The sequence below is a fragment of the Mucilaginibacter sp. cycad4 genome (assembly GCF_034263275.1).
Classification (GTDB): Bacteria; Bacteroidota; Bacteroidia; order Sphingobacteriales; family Sphingobacteriaceae; genus Mucilaginibacter.
This window is the reverse complement of the sequence record NZ_CP139559.1, coordinates 6,037,960-6,055,169: the sequence shown is the minus strand read 5'-3', so window position 1 is coordinate 6,055,169 and position 17,210 is coordinate 6,037,960. Positions and strand designations below refer to the sequence as shown.

At 45.1% G+C, this 17,210-nt stretch carries 13 protein-coding genes and 1 pseudogene; 8 read left to right on the top strand and 6 right to left on the bottom strand.

Translation table 11 applies throughout. The features are described 5' to 3' along the window. Window positions 1-33: 33 nt before the first annotated feature. Window positions 34-1,455 carry a pseudouridine synthase gene (locus tag SNE26_RS24920; protein WP_321556566.1) on the bottom strand — a complete coding sequence of 474 codons (1,422 nt, stop codon included), beginning with the start codon at window positions 1,453-1,455 and terminating at the stop codon, window positions 34-36. Window positions 1,456-1,686: 231 nt separating this feature from the next. On the opposite strand from SNE26_RS24920, the gene SNE26_RS24915 reads away from it, so the two are divergent. The 5 genes from SNE26_RS24915 to SNE26_RS24895 all read left to right on the top strand — a co-directional run bounded on the left by SNE26_RS24915 (window position 1,687) and on the right by SNE26_RS24895 (window position 7,909). Next, the gene (locus tag SNE26_RS24915; protein WP_321556565.1) at window positions 1,687-2,472 is read left to right on the top strand and encodes a lytic transglycosylase domain-containing protein; all 786 of its coding nucleotides are present in this window, start codon (window positions 1,687-1,689) and stop codon (window positions 2,470-2,472) included. Window positions 2,473-2,687: 215 nt separating this feature from the next. Further along, on the top strand, window positions 2,688-5,534 hold the full coding sequence (gene uvrA / locus SNE26_RS24910) for an excinuclease ABC subunit UvrA (RefSeq protein ID WP_090532550.1): 2,847 nt from the start codon (window positions 2,688-2,690) through the stop codon (window positions 5,532-5,534). 35 nt (window positions 5,535-5,569) lie between these two features. Further along, entirely contained in the window at window positions 5,570-5,824 is a 255-nt protein-coding gene (locus SNE26_RS24905) for a type II toxin-antitoxin system prevent-host-death family antitoxin (RefSeq protein WP_321556564.1), read from the top strand. Then, window positions 5,821-6,033, top strand: a complete 213-nt coding sequence (locus SNE26_RS24900; RefSeq protein ID WP_321556563.1) for a Txe/YoeB family addiction module toxin — start codon at window positions 5,821-5,823, stop codon at window positions 6,031-6,033. The genes SNE26_RS24905 and SNE26_RS24900 overlap by 4 nt, the downstream gene beginning before the upstream one ends. Before the next feature lie 88 nt (window positions 6,034-6,121). After that, window positions 6,122-7,909, top strand: a complete 1,788-nt coding sequence (locus tag SNE26_RS24895) for a DUF885 domain-containing protein (protein ID WP_321556562.1) — start codon at window positions 6,122-6,124, stop codon at window positions 7,907-7,909. Window positions 7,910-8,023: 114 nt separating this feature from the next. Here SNE26_RS24895 and SNE26_RS24890 read toward each other — a convergent pair whose 3' ends face one another. The 3 genes and pseudogenes from SNE26_RS24890 to SNE26_RS24880 form a co-directional block, all read right to left on the bottom strand. Then, complete coding sequence (locus SNE26_RS24890; RefSeq protein WP_321556561.1) at window positions 8,024-8,734, bottom strand: peptidylprolyl isomerase; 711 nt, start codon at window positions 8,732-8,734, stop codon at window positions 8,024-8,026. A 258-nt stretch (window positions 8,735-8,992) separates the two neighbouring features. Next, window positions 8,993-10,086: pseudogene (locus SNE26_RS24885) on the bottom strand (ISAs1 family transposase). Window positions 10,087-10,191: 105 nt separating this feature from the next. After that, window positions 10,192-10,542, bottom strand: coding sequence for a hypothetical protein (locus tag SNE26_RS24880; RefSeq protein WP_321556560.1), 351 nt, complete (start codon window positions 10,540-10,542; stop codon window positions 10,192-10,194). A gap of 199 nt (window positions 10,543-10,741) precedes the next feature. On the opposite strand from SNE26_RS24880, the gene SNE26_RS24875 reads away from it, so the two are divergent. The 3 genes from SNE26_RS24875 to SNE26_RS24865 all read left to right on the top strand — a co-directional run bounded on the left by SNE26_RS24875 (window position 10,742) and on the right by SNE26_RS24865 (window position 15,518). Further along, window positions 10,742-11,065 carry a hypothetical protein gene (locus SNE26_RS24875; protein WP_321556559.1) on the top strand — a complete coding sequence of 108 codons (324 nt, stop codon included), beginning with the start codon at window positions 10,742-10,744 and terminating at the stop codon, window positions 11,063-11,065. A 73-nt stretch (window positions 11,066-11,138) separates the two neighbouring features. After that, window positions 11,139-13,460: a TonB-dependent receptor gene (locus tag SNE26_RS24870; protein WP_321556558.1), complete on the top strand. Its 2,322-nt coding sequence runs from the start codon at window positions 11,139-11,141 to the stop codon at window positions 13,458-13,460. Between the two features lie 399 nt (window positions 13,461-13,859). Further along, window positions 13,860-15,518 (top strand): glutamine--tRNA ligase/YqeY domain fusion protein, encoded by a 1,659-nt coding sequence (locus SNE26_RS24865; protein WP_321556557.1) that lies wholly within the window; start codon window positions 13,860-13,862, stop codon window positions 15,516-15,518. Between the two features lie 447 nt (window positions 15,519-15,965). Here the strand turns inward: SNE26_RS24865 and SNE26_RS24860 are convergent, their stop codons facing one another. Both SNE26_RS24860 and SNE26_RS24855 read right to left on the bottom strand, forming a co-directional pair. Beyond that, on the bottom strand, window positions 15,966-16,748 hold the full coding sequence (locus SNE26_RS24860) for an enoyl-CoA hydratase-related protein (protein ID WP_321556556.1): 783 nt from the start codon (window positions 16,746-16,748) through the stop codon (window positions 15,966-15,968). 5 nt (window positions 16,749-16,753) lie between these two features. Further along, a complete protein-coding gene (locus SNE26_RS24855; RefSeq protein ID WP_321556555.1) occupies window positions 16,754-17,173 on the bottom strand; it encodes a cobalamin B12-binding domain-containing protein in 420 nt (139 codons plus the stop codon). Window positions 17,174-17,210 lie beyond the last annotated feature (37 nt).

Below are 17,210 nucleotides of genomic sequence, written 5' to 3'. Positions count from 1 at the left end.
AAAAAATGCCCCGCTGTTTAACGGGGCATTTTATTATTTCATTAGGTGTTTTAACTGGATCACCTCTTTTTCCTCAAGGTAACGCCAGCGGCCACGCGGAAGGTCTTTTTTGGTAAGGTTGGCATAAACCACCCTGTCCAGTTTTACCACTTCGTAACCCAGGTGCTCAAACATACGGCGCACAATGCGGTTTTTACCGCTGTGGATCTGGATGCCGATCTCACGTTTTGAGCCGCCGGTAACGTATGATACCGAATCGGGCTTAATAATCCCATCTTCCAGCTCAAGGCCGAAAGTTAACTTATTCAGGTCGCCCTGGGTTAAGCTTTTACTTAATTCAACCTGGTATAATTTAGTGATGCTGTTACGCGGGTGCGAAAGCTTATCGGCCAAATCACCATCGTTTGTCATTAATAACAAACCGGTAGTGTTACGGTCAAGACGGCCAACAGGATAAATACGCTCACGGGTAGCTTTTTCAACCAGGTGCATAACGGTACGGCGCTCCTGCGGATCATCGGTTGTAGTGATATAATCCTTTGGTTTATTTAATAATACATAAACCATTTTCTCGCGTTTCAGCGTTTCGCCGTTGTATTTAATGGTATCCTTAAACGGATCAACTTTGGTGCCTAATTCGGTCACCACTTCGCCGTTTACAGATACCACGCCTGCAGTAATCAGCTCATCGGCCTTACGGCGTGAGCAGATGCCCGCGTTTGATATGTAACGGTTCAGGCGGATCAGTCCGTCGTCTTCTGATTTTTTAGCAGGGGCATTTTTACGGCCGCGCATGGTTTTAGGGGCATCCTGTTGGTTTTCCCTGTCATGCGGCCTGTGTGCCGGTCTTTCGCCAAATGGCGATTTTTCTTTAAAACCGCCTTCGCGTTTTTTGAAGCCGCCTTCGGTAGATCGTGGTGCAAATTTACGCTCGCCGCTTGTATCGCCGCCAAAGCTTCGTTTAGGTTTGCCCTCAAAGCTGGCTGATGAACGGGTACGTGGAGATGAGTAAGGTTTCTTTTCACCCTGTGATTCGCCGCCGAAACTTCTTTTAGGCCTTTCGTTGTCACCGGTTGTTGGCCTGCCGCTGTAAGGTTTACGCGGGCCGCCACTAAATGATTTCCTTTCGCCTGTGTTATCACCGCCGAAGTTTCTTTTTGGCCTGTCGTCGCCGTCGCTTGCAGGCCTGCCTGAGTAAGGCCTTGGCTTAGCGCCTGATCTTTTATCGCCAGATGATTCCCCGCCCCTAAAATTGCTTTTGGGCTTATCTTCACTGAACCTGTTGCTTTGGAATGTTTTTTCCGGCCTGGAAAGTATTTTTTTCTCTCCGTTTGGAGTAGCTTTACCTTTTGGGGTTGATGCTGATTTTTTTGGTCGGTCGTCGGATTTTGAACTCCTTGATGACGACTTTCCGGGTTTGTCGTCGCGACTACCTGCTGGTCTCTTAAATACCATAATTTTTTGTTTAGCGCTTTCGCAGCGTGAGGGTCAAAGTTACGCTTTTTTGCCAATTTTTATCTAAAAAGATCAAAAAAATATCGTCTTGCAAAATCGCCGTTTAAACGGTTTTAAACGCCGTTTTTGAACCAAAAACCAACTCTAAAAAAGTTAGCAAAATGGTAAGTATTTGATTATGTGATCTGTATAACCTACCTTTGCAGCACATTCTACCAAATGTATAGTTAAATGATAGGAAAAGAAATGATTAAAAAACACTTACTTACGTGCTCCGTAACACTGGTGCTGGTTCTCATTTCAGAGCTTAATATTTTCGGTACAACGATCATCGAAAAGGCTGCAAAAGCGGCAACTTTAAGCACCCGAACCTCAGATTTTATTTTTCTCAAAAGCTCAAAGGCAGTTGCTTACAACTTTGCCAATGAGGCTTTACCAGTTAATGACGCAAGGGTTACGCGTAAACTCAACAAATCGCTCAGGCAGCACGACTTTAAAAGTGTGCAGAGCAATGTATTGCACCGGAAAGCCGAGCTATGGTTTCCGATCATCGAGCCCATTTTAAAGTTTTACGGTATTCCTGAAGATTTTAAGTACATCCCCCTGGTTGAGTCGGGCCTTAAATCGGGCACATCACCAAAGGGCGCGTCGGGCTTTTGGCAATTTATGCCGGGTACAGCACGTACCTACGGACTTAGAGTAGGCCATGGCGTTGACGAGCGGAAAAACCTTCGCAAATCAACTATTGCGGCTTGCAAGTATATCAAAGAACTATACGATGAATTTAACAGCTGGACACTGGCGGCTGCAGCTTACAACAATGGCTCAATCAAATTAGCGCGTGCCATTAATAAGCAAAATGAAGATAACTACTTTCGCATGAAGCTGAACCGCGAAACCGGTTCATATGTTTACAAGCTTATTGCTATGAAAGCTATTATCGAACAGCCAAAGCAGCATGGGTATGATAATTATTTTTATATCCCGCCTGCATCACAGTTGTTAGCAATTAATTAATAGCAGGTAATCATACTGTAAATTAATTAAAAGATTACATTACGGAGCACTTTGAGGCCGGTTATCCACAGTGGATGATCGGCCTTTTTTGCTTATATTTGTAGCAAACTGTTGATGGTTTAAGCCAAAAATTTTAGGAAAGCAGCGTTTTGTAAAAATCTGGCAACTATAATAATTAGCTTCAAACAATGTCAATAAATCCATATTAATAAAGTATGAGTACAAAACCTCTTGTTGACCTGGGCGAGCAAAGTGAAGTTGAAGTTTATGGTGCCCGGGTGCATAACCTGAAAAATATAGATGTTTCGTTTCCGCGTAACCAACTGGTGGTAATTACCGGCTTAAGCGGGAGCGGCAAATCATCGCTGGCATTTGATACCATTTACGCCGAAGGCCAGCGCCGTTATATGGAAACATTTTCGGCCTACTCGCGCCAGTTTATGGGCGGTATGGAAAGGCCGGATGTGGATAAGGTATCGGGCCTGAGCCCGGTTATTGCCATTGAGCAAAAAACTACCAGCAAAAACCCGCGCTCCACTGTAGGTACTATTACCGAGATCTACGATTTTATGCGTTTGCTCTTCGCCCGCGCCGGCGATGCCTATTCTTATACCACCGGCGAAAAGATGGAGCGCATGAGCGAAGACCAGATCCTGAAAACCATCAGCGAGAAATTTGACGGGCAGCCGGTTAATATCCTGGCACCGGTGGTAAAGGCACGTAAAGGCCATTACCGCGAATTGTTCGAGTCGATCCGAAAACAAGGCTTTTTAAAAGTTTGGGTTGATGGTGCCATTGCCGATGTTGAGCCCAAAATGCAGGTTGACCGTTACAAGATCCACGATATTGATATTGTGGTTGACCGTTTGGTAGTGAGTGAAAAGGACAGCAAACGTTTATACACCTCCGTTCAGCAGGCTTTGAAAATTGCCAAAGGAATTATCCGTATTGCCGATAAGGACAATAATGTATCCTATTATAGTAAATACCTGATGGACCCGGTTTCGGGTATCTCGTATGACGAGCCTCAGCCAAATACTTTTTCGTTCAACTCGCCTTATGGTGCTTGTGAAAAATGTAACGGACTGGGTTATATTTTTGAGGTTGATGAAGCTTCGGTGATCCCTAACCCGAAACTGAGCATCATGAACGGCGGCTTAGCCCCTATTGGCGAGTACCGCGAAACATGGATTTTCCAGGTATTGAAATCGCTGGCTAAAAAATATGAGTTCTCGTTATCTACCCCTATCGAAAAACTTAACCGCGATCAGCTGGATATGATCCTGAACGGCGCACCGGAGACCTTGAGCGTTGCTGTTGAATATAACAAATGGAACGTTCAAAGCTACCAGATTACGTTTGAAGGCATCATCCGCATGCTGGAAGAGCAGCAGGAACGTCGCAATGACGAAGGCATGGACGATATGGAGAACTATCGCGTGCTCCGTACCTGTCCGGTTTGCGAAGGTGCAAGGCTCAAAAAAGAGTCGCTGCATTTTAAGGTAGATGGTAAAAATATCTTTGAGCTGGCCTGTATGGATATCAACCACCTGCAGGAGTGGTTCGATGGCCTGGAAGACCGTCTTAACGAACGCCAGAACGTCATCGCCAAAGAGATCCTGAAAGAGATCCGTGCACGTATTGTATTTTTATTAGATGTTGGCTTAAGCTATTTAACGCTCGACCGTACAGCCAAAACCCTTTCGGGCGGTGAAGCACAACGGATCAGGCTGGCCACACAAATTGGTTCGCAGCTGATGAATGTGATGTACATTTTGGATGAGCCAAGTATCGGCCTGCACCAGCGTGATAACGAGCGCCTGATCAACGCGCTTAAAAACCTTCGCGATTTGGGTAACACCGTACTGGTTGTTGAGCACGATAAAGACATGATACTGGAAGCCGACCATGTAATTGACATGGGCCCGGCCGCGGGTGTACATGGCGGGCAGGTAGTTGCCGAAGGCACTCCGGCCCAGCTAATGGAAAAACATACGCTCACTACCTCATATATCAATGGCGAACGTGAGATAGCAGTGCCCAAAAAACGCCGCGAGGGCAATGGTAAAACCCTGAGCCTGAAAAAGGCTACCGGCCATAACCTTAAAAAAGTATCGGTTGATTTCCCTTTGGGTAAACTGATCGGCATAACCGGTGTATCGGGCAGCGGTAAATCGAGCCTGATCACCGAAACTTTGTATCCAATACTTAACCATCATTTTTTCAGGGCGAAGAAACAGCCGTTGCCTTATGAAAAAATTGAGGGACTGGAGCATATTGATAAAGTAATTGAGATAGATCAAACACCAATCGGTCGTACGCCGCGTTCAAACCCGGCTACTTATACCGGGGTATTTTCGGATATCCGCAACCTGTTCGTGGCGTTACCGGAATCGAGGATCAGGGGCTATAAACCGGGTCGTTTCTCGTTTAACGTAAAGGGCGGCCGCTGCGAAACCTGCCAGGGAGCCGGCATGAAAGTAATTGAAATGAACTTTTTACCCGATGTGCAGGTGCCATGCGAAGAATGCGGTGGCAGGCGATACAACCGCGAAACGCTTGAAGTACGTTACCGCGGCAAATCCATCAGCGATGTGCTGGATATGAGCATTGAAGATGCAACCCCATTTTTTGAACATATCCCATCTATTTACCGTAAAGTAAAAACACTAAACGATGTAGGTTTGGGCTATATCACCTTAGGGCAGGCCTCAACCACGCTATCCGGCGGCGAAGCACAGCGTGTTAAGCTCGCTACCGAGCTATCCAAAAAAGATACTGGCAATACTTTTTATATCCTGGATGAGCCTACCACCGGTTTGCACTTTGAAGATATCAACGTACTATTAGGTGTACTTAACCAATTGGTTGATAAAGGCAACACCGTTTTGGTAATTGAACACAACCTTGATGTTATTAAAGTGGCCGACCATGTAATTGACCTTGGCCCCGAAGGCGGCTCGGGCGGCGGTAATATCCTGTTCTCCGGCACACCCGAAGGTTTGTGCAAAGTGAAGAATAGCTTTACAGGTAAGTTTTTGAAAAAGGAAATGGGGTTGTAAGTTTTGGTTTTATACCTTTATAAAAAGCAATCACGATGGAGATTACAACTTACACTGCCTTCAAACAGCAGCTAAAATCTTTTTTAGATAAAGTGCGAAATGATCATAAGCCTTTGATCGTGACGAGCGCCAATGCTGAAGATATTGTTGTAATATCGAAAGCTGATTATGAAAGCATGGAGGAAACCTTCTATCTTTTGAAAAGCCCCAAAAATGCAGAAAGATTACTTCTGGGTATTGAAGAATATGAAAAGGGTTTGGGCAAAGAAAGAAAACTACTTGAAGAGTGAAGATAACTTTCCAAAATCCTGCATGGGAGGATTATCTCTATTGGCAAACCACAGATAAGTCCGTTTTAAAGAAGATTAACTTCCTCATCAAAGAAATAGAACGGACTCCATATGAAGGAAGTGGAAAGCCGGAACCTTTAAAACATACTTTAACGGGCTGGTGGTCGCGCCGAATAAATCTCGAACACAGATTTAATTTACAGGGTTGAGATAGACTCGATATTTATTCTGCAATGCAGATACCATTATTAATTATATTTTCCTTTCAGTAGCTTTATCTTTTTAAATTGACTCCTCATGAAAAAAATATTACTCGCACTATTCATAGCAGGTTCGTTTGCGGCCTGTAATCAACCTAAATCAACAGACACCGCCAGCGGAATTCCGGCCAATAAAGACCTTGCCAAAGTTTTTGAAGATTATTTTCAAGATGGCTTGAAGCTTTATCCGCTAAACGCTACCTACATTGGCGACAGGCGCTATAACGACCTGTTACCTAACGACGGCTCGGCTGAGTTTTTGAAAAAAGCGCATGATTATAACTCAGTCTATCTGTCAAAAGTGAAAAACTTTGAAAGGGCAGAGTTAAATGCTGATGACCAGCTATCATACGATATTTTCACCTATGAAGTGCAACTGGCGCTTGATAATTTTAAGTACCATTTTGAGTTTATGCCTTTCAACCAGTTTTATGCCCTGCCAATTACCATGGGGCAGCTGGGTTCGGGTTCGGGCGCACAGCCTTTTAAAACGGTGGTTGATTATAACGACTGGTTGAAACGCTTATCAGCTTTCCAGGTTTGGGCAGATACTGCAATCTCTAATTTTAACAAAGGGATTAAAGCCGGCGTTGTACTGCCAAAATCATTGGTTGTTAAAATGATCCCCGAAATGCAGGATTTGGTATCAAAGGACGTAGAAAAAAGCTTGTTCTACGGTCCGGTTACCAATATGCCCAAAGATTTTTCGGATACGGATAAAAAACAACTGACCGAAGCCTATAAAAAAGCTATCGCTACCATAGTTAACCCAACCTACCAAAAACTGGCCGATTACCTAAAAAACCAGTACCTGCCGCACGCACGTGCTACTTCTGGCTTTTCATTCTTGCCAGATGGTACTGCTAAGTACACCTACCTGGTTAAACAGCAAACCACTACCGATAAAACTCCGGAAGAGATTTATCAGTTGGGCCTGAAAGAAGTTGCCCGCATCCGCGGATTAATGGACAGCATCAAAACCAGTGTAGGCTTTAAGGGCGACCTGAAGGCGTTCTTCGAATACATGAAAACCGACCCTAAGTTTACGCCTTACAAAACGCCGAAGGATGTGCTTGATGCTTTTGAAAATATCCACAAACGCATGGAGCCAAACCTGAAAAAAATGTTTAACCATGTGCCTAAAACCCCGTTCGAAATCAGGCAGACTGAAGCTTTCCGTGCGGCATCAGCCAGTGCAGAGTATAACCAGGGGTCGGCAGATGGTACCCGCCCGGGGATTTTTTATGTGCCGATACTGGATGCTACTAAGTTCAATACCACATCGGGCATGGAGTCGTTGTTTTTGCATGAGGCAATTCCAGGGCATCATTACCAGATCTCTCTAACCCAGGAAAACGCTTCATTGCCAAAATTCCGCCGCTTTGACGGCGGGGAAACAGCTTATGTGGAAGGCTGGGCACTGTATTGCGAATCATTAGGTAAAGAGCTTGGCTTATACACCGATCCGTACCAGTACATGGGCGCGTTAGGTGATGAAATCCACCGCGCTATCCGTTTAGTTGTCGACGTAGCCATCCACACCAAAGGCATGACCCGCGAACAGGCTATTAAATATATGATGGATAACGAAGCCATCAGCGAGCAAGGCGCAACTGCCGAAATTGAACGCTATATGGCTATCCCGGGCCAGGCGCTGAGCTATAAAATAGGCGCACTCAAAATCCGCGAATTGCGCATCAAATATGAAAAACAATTAGGCAGCAAATTCAATATCGCCGAATTTCATGATCAGGTGTTAAAAGACGGCGCAATGCCAATGGCGGTTTTTGAGGCTAAAATGGATGCCTGGGCTGCGAAGAAGTAAATTAAAAACTAAAAATTGTCATTTCGACCATAGGGAGAACGATCTTATAAACCCTGTACCGTCCAATTTGCAAGGTGGAGGAGATTTCTCCTTCGGTCGAAATGACAATCAGTTTTATTTTTTATCCGGGAACAATATCTTATCCAACTGCTTGCATTCTTTTTTGCTCAGCAATTCAACGGTCATGGGCACATCTGTGACAGGGCGGTCATTAGCACCTTTTTTAACGGCAGCAATACGATCTACCATATCGATACCTGAAACAACTTCGCCGAAAACGGTATAGTTTTGATCAAGGTGCGGTGAGCCTCCTACCGATTTATACCATTCGCGCTGCCATGCCGGAATTTTGCGGCCTTTAAGGCGGGTATTTTCCAATGTATCCAGTTTGCCGTCGGTAAAACGTTTGCCTTCCACAATATAAAACTGGCAGCCACTCGATTCTTTTTTAGGGTTATCATCCCGCGCGGCAGCAAGAACCCCACGTTTATGAAACAGGCTGTCGCGAAATTCGGCCGGGATGGTGTAACCCACTTCGCCATTGCCCAACTCGGCGCCGGGCGTGGCTTTTACCGGGTCTTTTGAATCCGGATCTCCCCCCTGGATCATAAAATTCTGGATCACCCGGTGAAACAGCGTACCATTATAAAATCCTTTTTTGGTAAGCTTGATAAAGTTATCGCGGTGCAAAGGCGTTTCATTATACAGGCGAAGGATACAATCCCCATATGCCGTATGGATCCGCACATACTGGTTTTTAGGTGACCCTGCAAACGCGGTACTAAGGGTTAATAAAAGAATGCTTAGGGTAAAAAGTTTCTTCATATATGACCGTTGATTATTTTTGATTTCGCTGATTGCGTTGATTTTTTTGATGAAGATAGATTAATTGTTTAAAATGTTCTAATTCCCTCCTTGGGGATCATACTGTCAATTTAAGGAGTAAAAAGCTGGGGAGTGCGCGATTCCCCTCTTGAGAGGGGCGGAGGGGTGTGTTTCTGCTTTGACAAGCTTGTAGCAGAAACACACCCCTGCCACCACTCGTTCCTCCGCGCCCCCTCTCGAGAGCAGGGCTGTTGCATTCTAATTTAATAGTTGTTTTAACCTGTTGATATCGTTGCAAACAAGCCTTTGCGCTTGTGCGAGGTTTGGGTAATCATTTATTCTAAATACATTAATAACTATGTTTCTGAACACAGAAGTATTTTCAGGCGCATTGGATGTTCTAATTCGTGAAGCGTCTTCGTTAAATGTCACGTCCTTTACCCAATGAAGACTGTTTTCTATACTCCAATGGCTTTTAATACCATGGCAGAATATTTGCGCATTACCGATTAAGCTACTGATGAAAAAGGCGTATTCTTCCCGGATACGTCCTTTTTCTTTTACCCAGCGATGCACTTTAATAAGTTGGCTTACCCCAGCCCATGTGTTACTGATTTCCTCTGTTCCCGGGTACACCCAAACTGTTCTACGTTCTATTCGCCCTTTGTTTTTCAACAACTCAACAAACTTACTACAAACCATTGCCTCGTCCGATGTAATGGTTTCGATCTTTTTGTAAAGGTTCTTTTGATTCTTCTTCACGCCTATTATATAATTGTTATCTGTATCAATAATAGCCTCTACCGTTTTTTTTGACAATGTAATGCGTCAAGTGTAAACGTTACCCCCTGTAATCCTAAACTGGAAATAAGCTGCTGAACTACAGAGATTTCACTTTGTTTTGAGTTGTCAACTAAACCATGGCCAACGACTTGATTACTCCTGCTACTATACAAGCTTACCAGGCTTACAAATCGTTGTTTGTCAAGAGAATAATCGCTCATCGTCCCTTTCATTGCCTTACCATCTATATGTAGCCATTCATTTTTAGACAAATCAATATGCTGACTGGCCCATTTATGGAAACTCTCATTTAAGCTGTTAAAGTCTAAATCTTGTATTACACGTCTTATAGTATAAAAGCTTGGAAGGCGGGCTTTATTAGGCTGAAAGAAGGCCAAAAGATCGACTTCATTCCGCTTTATAAAATCACCCATCGAACGATAGCCATGATAACCGCTCATTGTACTCATTAACACAAGCAACAGAATGAAAGTCTGGTCATGGCGCTGGCCTGCCTTTCGCCTTATATCCGGTAACTCTGATAAATACGCTAATATGCTCTTATCCATCCTAACTTTTTTGACCTCAAGTTAACTTATAATATTTAGAATGCAACAGCCCTGCTCTCGAGAGGGGATTTTTAAAACCCTGTTATCAACCCAACAAACTACTCACTAATCTCCCCCCTCCATTTCCTCAAAGTAATTTACAATGAGCGATTTCATCATCATTTCCTGCTCGAGCAGGGTATAGTTGGGGATAACTTTTATGCGTTTCCAGTGCGGCCAGCCATCCTGGTCAAGGCCTTCAAGTTCGTAAAAGCCCATCATGCTCATTAAGCGGCAGGTGGCAATATGCATCAGCTCCTCTTTTTGGCGCTTGCTGAATTTACGCGGCCCCTGGCCCAGCTCCTGCACGCCAATCAAAAAAAGCATCACCTTTATATCGGGTTTCTCGTTATCAAAATCATCAGCTATCTGCTGCTGTAGCGCATCCCATTTTTTATTGATCTCGGCAGGTGTCATAGGGTGCAAAGATAGGTTAGTTCATGGTTCATGGAGGATGGTTCATAGTAAAAAAAGCAACGTAGCCTTCCTTAGCTGTTTACTAAAGCCATGAACTATTAGCAATGAACCATGAACACCACATTATTGTTACAATGTTGCATTAGTATTCCCGTTTTAATACTTATTTTTGCGGTATTCCGTTAAAGGGATGTTGACTGTGAAAAAAAAACGCCTACATATTGTATTTGCGTGGCTGCTGCTTATCTGCTTTGTGGCTGGGCAATATATGGTTTATTCACACCAGCACGCCCTTATCAAAGGGATCACCAAACACAGCCATGTAGCCGCTGGCCAACAAACTGTTAAAGAAAAATGTTTACTGTGTGATGCCATGCACCATACCGAGGCTGTGGCCGTGAGCAATAGTTCATTTTTTACCCCTCTTGTAACTTCTGAGCATGTTTTTAAACCCGGCGATTACAATTTTGTAAGTATTGCCCTTATCCTTGCGGCAGGCAGGGCCCCTCCGATAGCTGCATAACGTTATCTTATCTTTTTCTCAAAACATGGCCGTTGCGAATAACGGTATTTATTGATTTTCTTAATCTTTTATCATGAAATTAAAGCTTATAAGCTTCATTATATTGCTGTTGGTGCAGGTTTCTGCATTTGCGGATGTTATTATTGTTAAAGGCCGGGTGGTCGACGCGCAATCAAAACAAACCCTACCGGGGGCGGTGATTACGATCCCCGAATTAAAAATATCTGCCATAACCGATCCTAATGGTGAATTTTCCTTTAAATCATTACCAAACAGAGGCAGGTTCCTGTTCTCGATAGAATATGTGGGGTATAAATCCCTTACCAAAATAGTTGATCTTTCGGCCAGCGTTCCGCTGGTTTTTGAGCTGCAGTCAAGCATTATCGAAACCCACGAAGTGGTTATTACCGGCACAGCCATCAGCGCTAATAATAAACAAAACAGCACATCAGTATCGGCTGTGGGGCGCGATGGCTTGTTAAGGCAGTCGACCAACCTCATTGATGCGCTTGCGCACCAGGTGCCGGGCATGTCGCAGATCACTACCGGCCCCTCTATTTCCAAACCGGTTATCCGGGGCTTAAGCTATAATCGTGTAGTTACATTGAGCGACGGGGTTAAACAACAAGGCCAGCAATGGGGCGATGAGCACGGTATCGAGATTGATCAATACAGCTCGGACAGAGTAGAGGTGCTTCGCGGAGCAGCTTCACTGCTATACGGATCGGACGCGCTTGGTGGTGTCATTAACCTGCTTGAGCCACTTACCCCACCCGACGGGCAGATCAAAGGTGAGTTTTTAACCAACTACTCAACCAACAACGGCCTAACCGGAACATCATTAATGCTTACCGGTAACGAAAACGGACTGGTATGGCGTGCCCGCGGCAGCTACAAAAATGCCTACTCCTTTAAAACGCCCGATTACTATTTCCCTAACTCGGGTTTTAATGAAACCGACCTGAGCGGTATGATCGGCCTTAATAAATCATGGGGTTACTCGCATATTAATCTCAGCTATTTTAAAAATAACATTGGCTTTTACGATCCGGAGCCAGATAATGGCCTCAACTTTCTACATGATGACGGTACGCCATTTACGCATGACGAATACAAAAGCCGTACGCTTGAATACCCTAAACAGGACATCCGTCACTATAAAATAAACTGGGACAACAACTTCATTACCGAAGGGGGCAATCTGAAAGTAAACCTCGGCTATCAGAAAAACCAGCGGCGCGAGCTCGACGGACCGGATCCTTCCCTGTTCTTTGATCTGAATACTTACTCGGGCGATGTAAAATATTATGTTACCGAAGCAAATGGATGGCAGCCTGTTTTTGGCGCAAGTTCGGATATTGGCCATAGTTTAAACAAAGGCTCGGAGTTTTTGATCCCGGCTTATGATACTTATGGCGTGGGCGCTTTTGCATATATCAAAAAAACCTGGGATAAAAACACCTTCAATGCCGGTATCAGGTATGATTATCGCAAAAATGAGGGCAAAGGCCTGGTTGAGGATGGCGAAACCAAATTTACCCCATTTACCAACAAGTTTTCGAACGTAAGCGGAGCGCTTGGTTATACCCATGAATTTAATGACAATCTGAATTTCAAGGCCAATGCAGGCTCAGCTTTCCGCGCGCCAAACCCGGCCGAACTTGGCTCCAACGGTGTACATGAAGGTACTTTCCGCTATGAAATAGGCAATCCTAACCTGTCGCCCGAAAGAAGTTACCAGGTTGACGCTACCCTGCAATACGATGACAAAATTGTAAGTGCCAGTTTAGGGATTTATGAAAACTACATCCACAACTATATTTATGCATCGCACAAACAAGGGGATGTTGCACAGGCCGAAGATGAAAGCGGCAGCCTGAGCCAGTTTGATGTGTACCGCTACAACCAGGTTAATGCTAACCTGTATGGCGTTGAAGGTAACTTTACCCTGCACCCGGTAAGCTTCATCCATTTTGAAAACACCTTTGGTTACACTTATGCCCGTAACAATACGCTCGACAGGCCGCTGGCATTCATCCCCGCCGGTACGCTAAAAAACACGCTGCGTTTTGAACCAACTATTAAAGGATTGAAACAATCATATATTTCGGTAGGTATTGATAACTTTTTTAACCAGTACCGTTATGATACCGCTTTTGAAACCGGCACCAAAGGCTACACGCTGTTAAATGCCGGCCTGGGTACAACGGTTAACTTTGGCAAACAACCAGTTAAACTATATGTATCAGGGAATAACCTGGCCAACATCAAGTACTACGACGCGCTTAGCCGCCTCAAACCTGGCCGTATAAGTTCGGAAGATCCGGAATTTGGTATTTATAACATGGGGCGCAACATTACCTTCGGTATTTATTTGCCATTGTCCATCAACTAATCATTAATGATGCTTCAGATAAAAAGTCCTGCCGCCCGGCGGGACTTTTTTATTTTCCCGCCCCTTCCAACTGGCGCAAGTATTATGTGACTGCCCGTGCAGGGATTACTTGTGCATTCCTGGTCCTGGATGTTGCGCGTGAGCCGCGTTAGGATTGCGGTGTAAAGCCCACAGCGTGAGTAGGGATTGCGGGCAGGAAAGGCGAGGACTTGTAACGGAAAGCCCGGCCCGTTAGCTAACGGGAACGCCCATATTATAAAATCGATCGAAAAATACACTTAATAATCAATAGCTTATAATCACCTCATTATAAGATTAACCATATCCATCTAACAAAACACTTCTTAGCGCACACCGCCTAAAATTTTGTTACTTTTGCTCATATTGCTATACTTATTTATGAGCGAAGAAAGATCACTGAACTTTATAGAGGAAATTGTTGAAGAAGATTTGGCTGCCGGTAAAAACGACAACCGTGTACTTACCCGTTTCCCGCCCGAACCAAACGGTTACCTGCATATTGGCCATGCCAAGTCAATTTGCCTTAACTTTGGTTTGGCAAAAAAATATAATGGCCTTACCAACCTCCGTTTTGACGATACCAATCCCGTTAAAGAGGATGTTGAATATGTTGACAGTATTAAGGAAGACGTAAAATGGCTTGGCTTTGATTGGGCCAACGAGCTTTACGCTTCCGATTATTTCGATCAACTGTATGCCTTCGCCGTTGAACTGATCAAAAATAACCTGGCTTATGTTGACGACAGCACAGCCGAAGAAATTGCATCGCAAAAAGGAACACCTACCGAACCAGGCACGCCAAATCAATACCGCAGCCGCTCTGTTGAAGAAAACCTGCAACTGTTTGCCGATATGAAGGATGGCAAGTATCCTGACGGCGCCAAAGTACTGCGTGCAAAGCTCGACCTTGCATCACCCAACATGCACCTGCGCGATCCGTTGATGTACCGTATTAAACATGCCCACCACCACCGCACAGGCGACAAGTGGTGCATTTACCCGATGTATGATTTCGCGCACGGGCAATCAGATGCAATTGAGGAGATCACACATTCTATCTGTACGCTGGAGTTTGTGCCCCACCGCCCGTTGTACGACTGGTTTATTGAGAAATTAAATATCTTCCCATCCAAACAATATGAGTTTGCCCGCTTAAACCTTAACTATACGGTAATGAGCAAGCGCAAGCTGCTGCAACTGGTTAATGAAAACTATGTTGATGGCTGGGATGATCCGCGCATGCCTACTATCAGCGGTTTACGTCGCCGTGGTTATACCCCTGCTTCTATCCGTGAGTTTTGCGAGCGCATCGGCGTTGCCAAACGCGAAAACATGATAGATGTTGGCCTGCTGGAGTTTTGCATCCGTGAGGACCTGAACAAAACCGCATGGCGCCGTATGGCTGTGCTTGATCCTGTTAAACTGATCCTGGATAACTATCCCGAAGGCGAAACCGAAGTGATGCATGGCGAAAACAATCCCGAAGTTGAAGGTGGCGATGGCGGCAGGGATATTCCATTTGGCCGTGAGCTGTGGATAGAGCGCGAGGACTTTATGGAAGTTGCGCCTAAAAAGTTCTTCCGTTTAGGTATCGGGCTGATGGTTCGCCTAAAAAACGCTTATATCATTAAAGGCGAAAGCATTGTTAAGGATGCTGATGGCAATATCACCGAAATTCATTGCAGCTACCTGCCCGAGTCAAAATCAGGCCATGATACCAGCGGCATCAACGTAAAAGGTACCATCCACTGGGTAAGTGTTGAACACGCTAAAACTGCAGAGGTAAGGCTGTACGATCGTTTATTCCAGGTTGAAGACCCTTCAAATGAGGATGGCGACTTTAAAGATTATATCAACCCTAACAGCCTGCATGTATTATCAACTGTATACATAGAGCCCGACCTGGTTAACGCCGAATTAGGCAAACCGGTTCAGTTTATGCGTAAAGGCTATTTCACCTTAGATAAAAACTCGACCAAAGATAAACTGGTGTTTAACCGCACAGTGACATTGAAAGACGGCTGGGGCAAAAAGTAAGCCTTTTGCCCCCCGGCCCCCTGAAGGGGGAGTTAGATAGTATAATATAAAAGCGTCATTTAGAGGTACGAAGCAATCCCCTATTTGCAGGTCTGCCCTGTATAGTTTGGGATTGCTTCGTACCTCGCAATGACGCTTCTTTTTGTTAAGCAGCTTTTAGGATCAACCCTTTTTTGTATTCGCTGCCTGGCCCCCTTGTTGGTGTTGTCACAGGTGTTCGGAAGAAAATAAAAAGTTCGGGATTGTGCGATTCCCTCCCTTGGGAGGGTGTAGGGAGGGGTTTATTCGCTTAAAACAGTTCATAAACCCCTCCCTGCCACTACACAACTCTGCCGCACCCCTCCCAAGGAGGGAATTAAAAAATGTTCCGAACACCTATGGTGGTGTCACCAAAAAGTATTCAGGCACTTGTTATAGTTGATACTACAAGAGCCGATTATATCGGAGTTATTCGCCTTTAAACTCCGCCTTCCGTTTCTCCATAAACGCGGCTACCCCTTCCTTAAAATCTTTTGTGCCGAAGCATTTGCCAAATTCGGCTATTTCGGTTTCATAGCCGTTAACGCCATCGGTATAAGCGGCATTAATGCTGCGGATGGCTGCGGCAAGTGCCAAAGGGGCACGGGATAAAATTTTATTCAGGATCTCTTCGGCTTTTATCAGTAACTCCCCGGCTGTAGTTACGTGGGTAACCAGTCCATATTGCAGGGCATCGGCCGCTGTGATCATATCGGCGGTCAGGATCATTTCCAGGGCTTTCCCTTTGCCAACCAGTTGGGCAAGACGCTGTGTGCCGCCATAGCCGGGGATCAGGCCCAATGTAACTTCCGGCAGACCCATTTTGGCGTTATCAGATGCTATACGGATATGGCAGGCCATAGCCAGTTCAAGTCCTCCGCCTAATGCAAAACCATTTACAGCGGCTATTACCGGCTTGCTGCCATTGGCTATCAGGTCAAAAACCTCGGTATGACCGGCGCGCGAAAGCTGTGTGCCCCCATTTGTATCAAGGGCCGCAAATTCGCTGATATCGGCCCCGGCAACAAATGCCTTTGGCCCGGCTCCGGTAATGATAATACCACCTATCTCCGGGTTCCGAAAAGCTTCAGAAAAAGCGCTGTGCAGTTCGGCCAGCGTATCTTTATTAAGAGCGTTCAGTTTGCTTTCGCGATTAATGGTGATTTGCTGAATGCGGCCTTTGTTTGTTATCAGTAAGTTTTGAAATTCCATGGGTATTAAAAATTACGGTGTTCATGCACCCAGCCGGTTATGTATTTAACAATATCCTGCGTGCTGGTGCCGGGAGGGAAAAGTTGGCCTACGCCAAGCTTTTGCAGCTCCAACATATCTTCATGCGGAATAATCCCCCCGCCGGTAACCAAAACATCATCCATTTTTTTCTCTTTAATGAGATTGATGATCCGCGGGAATACCGTCATGTGCGCGCCCGAGAGGATAGAGATACCAATGGCGTCAACATCCTCCTGCAGGGCTGTATTCACCACCATTTCGGGCGTTTGGCGCAACCCGGTATAAATCACTTCCATACCTGCATCGCGCAGCGAAGTAGCAATAATGCGTGCGCCGCGGTCATGGCCATCGAGCCCTACTTTGGCAACTAAAACACGGATTGGTCGGTTAAAGGTATTACTCATGAATAACCTATTGGTTTTTGTAAAAGTAATAAGAAAA

What these genes read in the sequence shown, in the direction of transcription:
- SNE26_RS24920 (WP_321556566.1), bottom strand. Translation starts at nt 1,455, where the DNA reads ATGGTATTTAAGAGACCAGCAGGTAGTCGCGACGACAAACCCGGAAAG.
- SNE26_RS24915 (WP_321556565.1), top strand. Translation starts at nt 1,687, where the DNA reads ATGATAGGAAAAGAAATGATTAAAAAACACTTACTTACGTGCTCCGTA.
- uvrA (WP_090532550.1), top strand. Translation starts at nt 2,688, where the DNA reads ATGAGTACAAAACCTCTTGTTGACCTGGGCGAGCAAAGTGAAGTTGAA.
- SNE26_RS24905 (WP_321556564.1), top strand. Translation starts at nt 5,570, where the DNA reads ATGGAGATTACAACTTACACTGCCTTCAAACAGCAGCTAAAATCTTTT.
- SNE26_RS24895 (WP_321556562.1), top strand. Translation starts at nt 6,122, where the DNA reads ATGAAAAAAATATTACTCGCACTATTCATAGCAGGTTCGTTTGCGGCC.
- SNE26_RS24890 (WP_321556561.1), bottom strand. Translation starts at nt 8,734, where the DNA reads ATGAAGAAACTTTTTACCCTAAGCATTCTTTTATTAACCCTTAGTACC.
- SNE26_RS24880 (WP_321556560.1), bottom strand. Translation starts at nt 10,542, where the DNA reads ATGACACCTGCCGAGATCAATAAAAAATGGGATGCGCTACAGCAGCAG.
- SNE26_RS24870 (WP_321556558.1), top strand. Translation starts at nt 11,139, where the DNA reads ATGAAATTAAAGCTTATAAGCTTCATTATATTGCTGTTGGTGCAGGTT.
- SNE26_RS24865 (WP_321556557.1), top strand. Translation starts at nt 13,860, where the DNA reads ATGAGCGAAGAAAGATCACTGAACTTTATAGAGGAAATTGTTGAAGAA.
- SNE26_RS24860 (WP_321556556.1), bottom strand. Translation starts at nt 16,748, where the DNA reads ATGGAATTTCAAAACTTACTGATAACAAACAAAGGCCGCATTCAGCAA.
- SNE26_RS24855 (WP_321556555.1), bottom strand. Translation starts at nt 17,173, where the DNA reads ATGAGTAATACCTTTAACCGACCAATCCGTGTTTTAGTTGCCAAAGTA.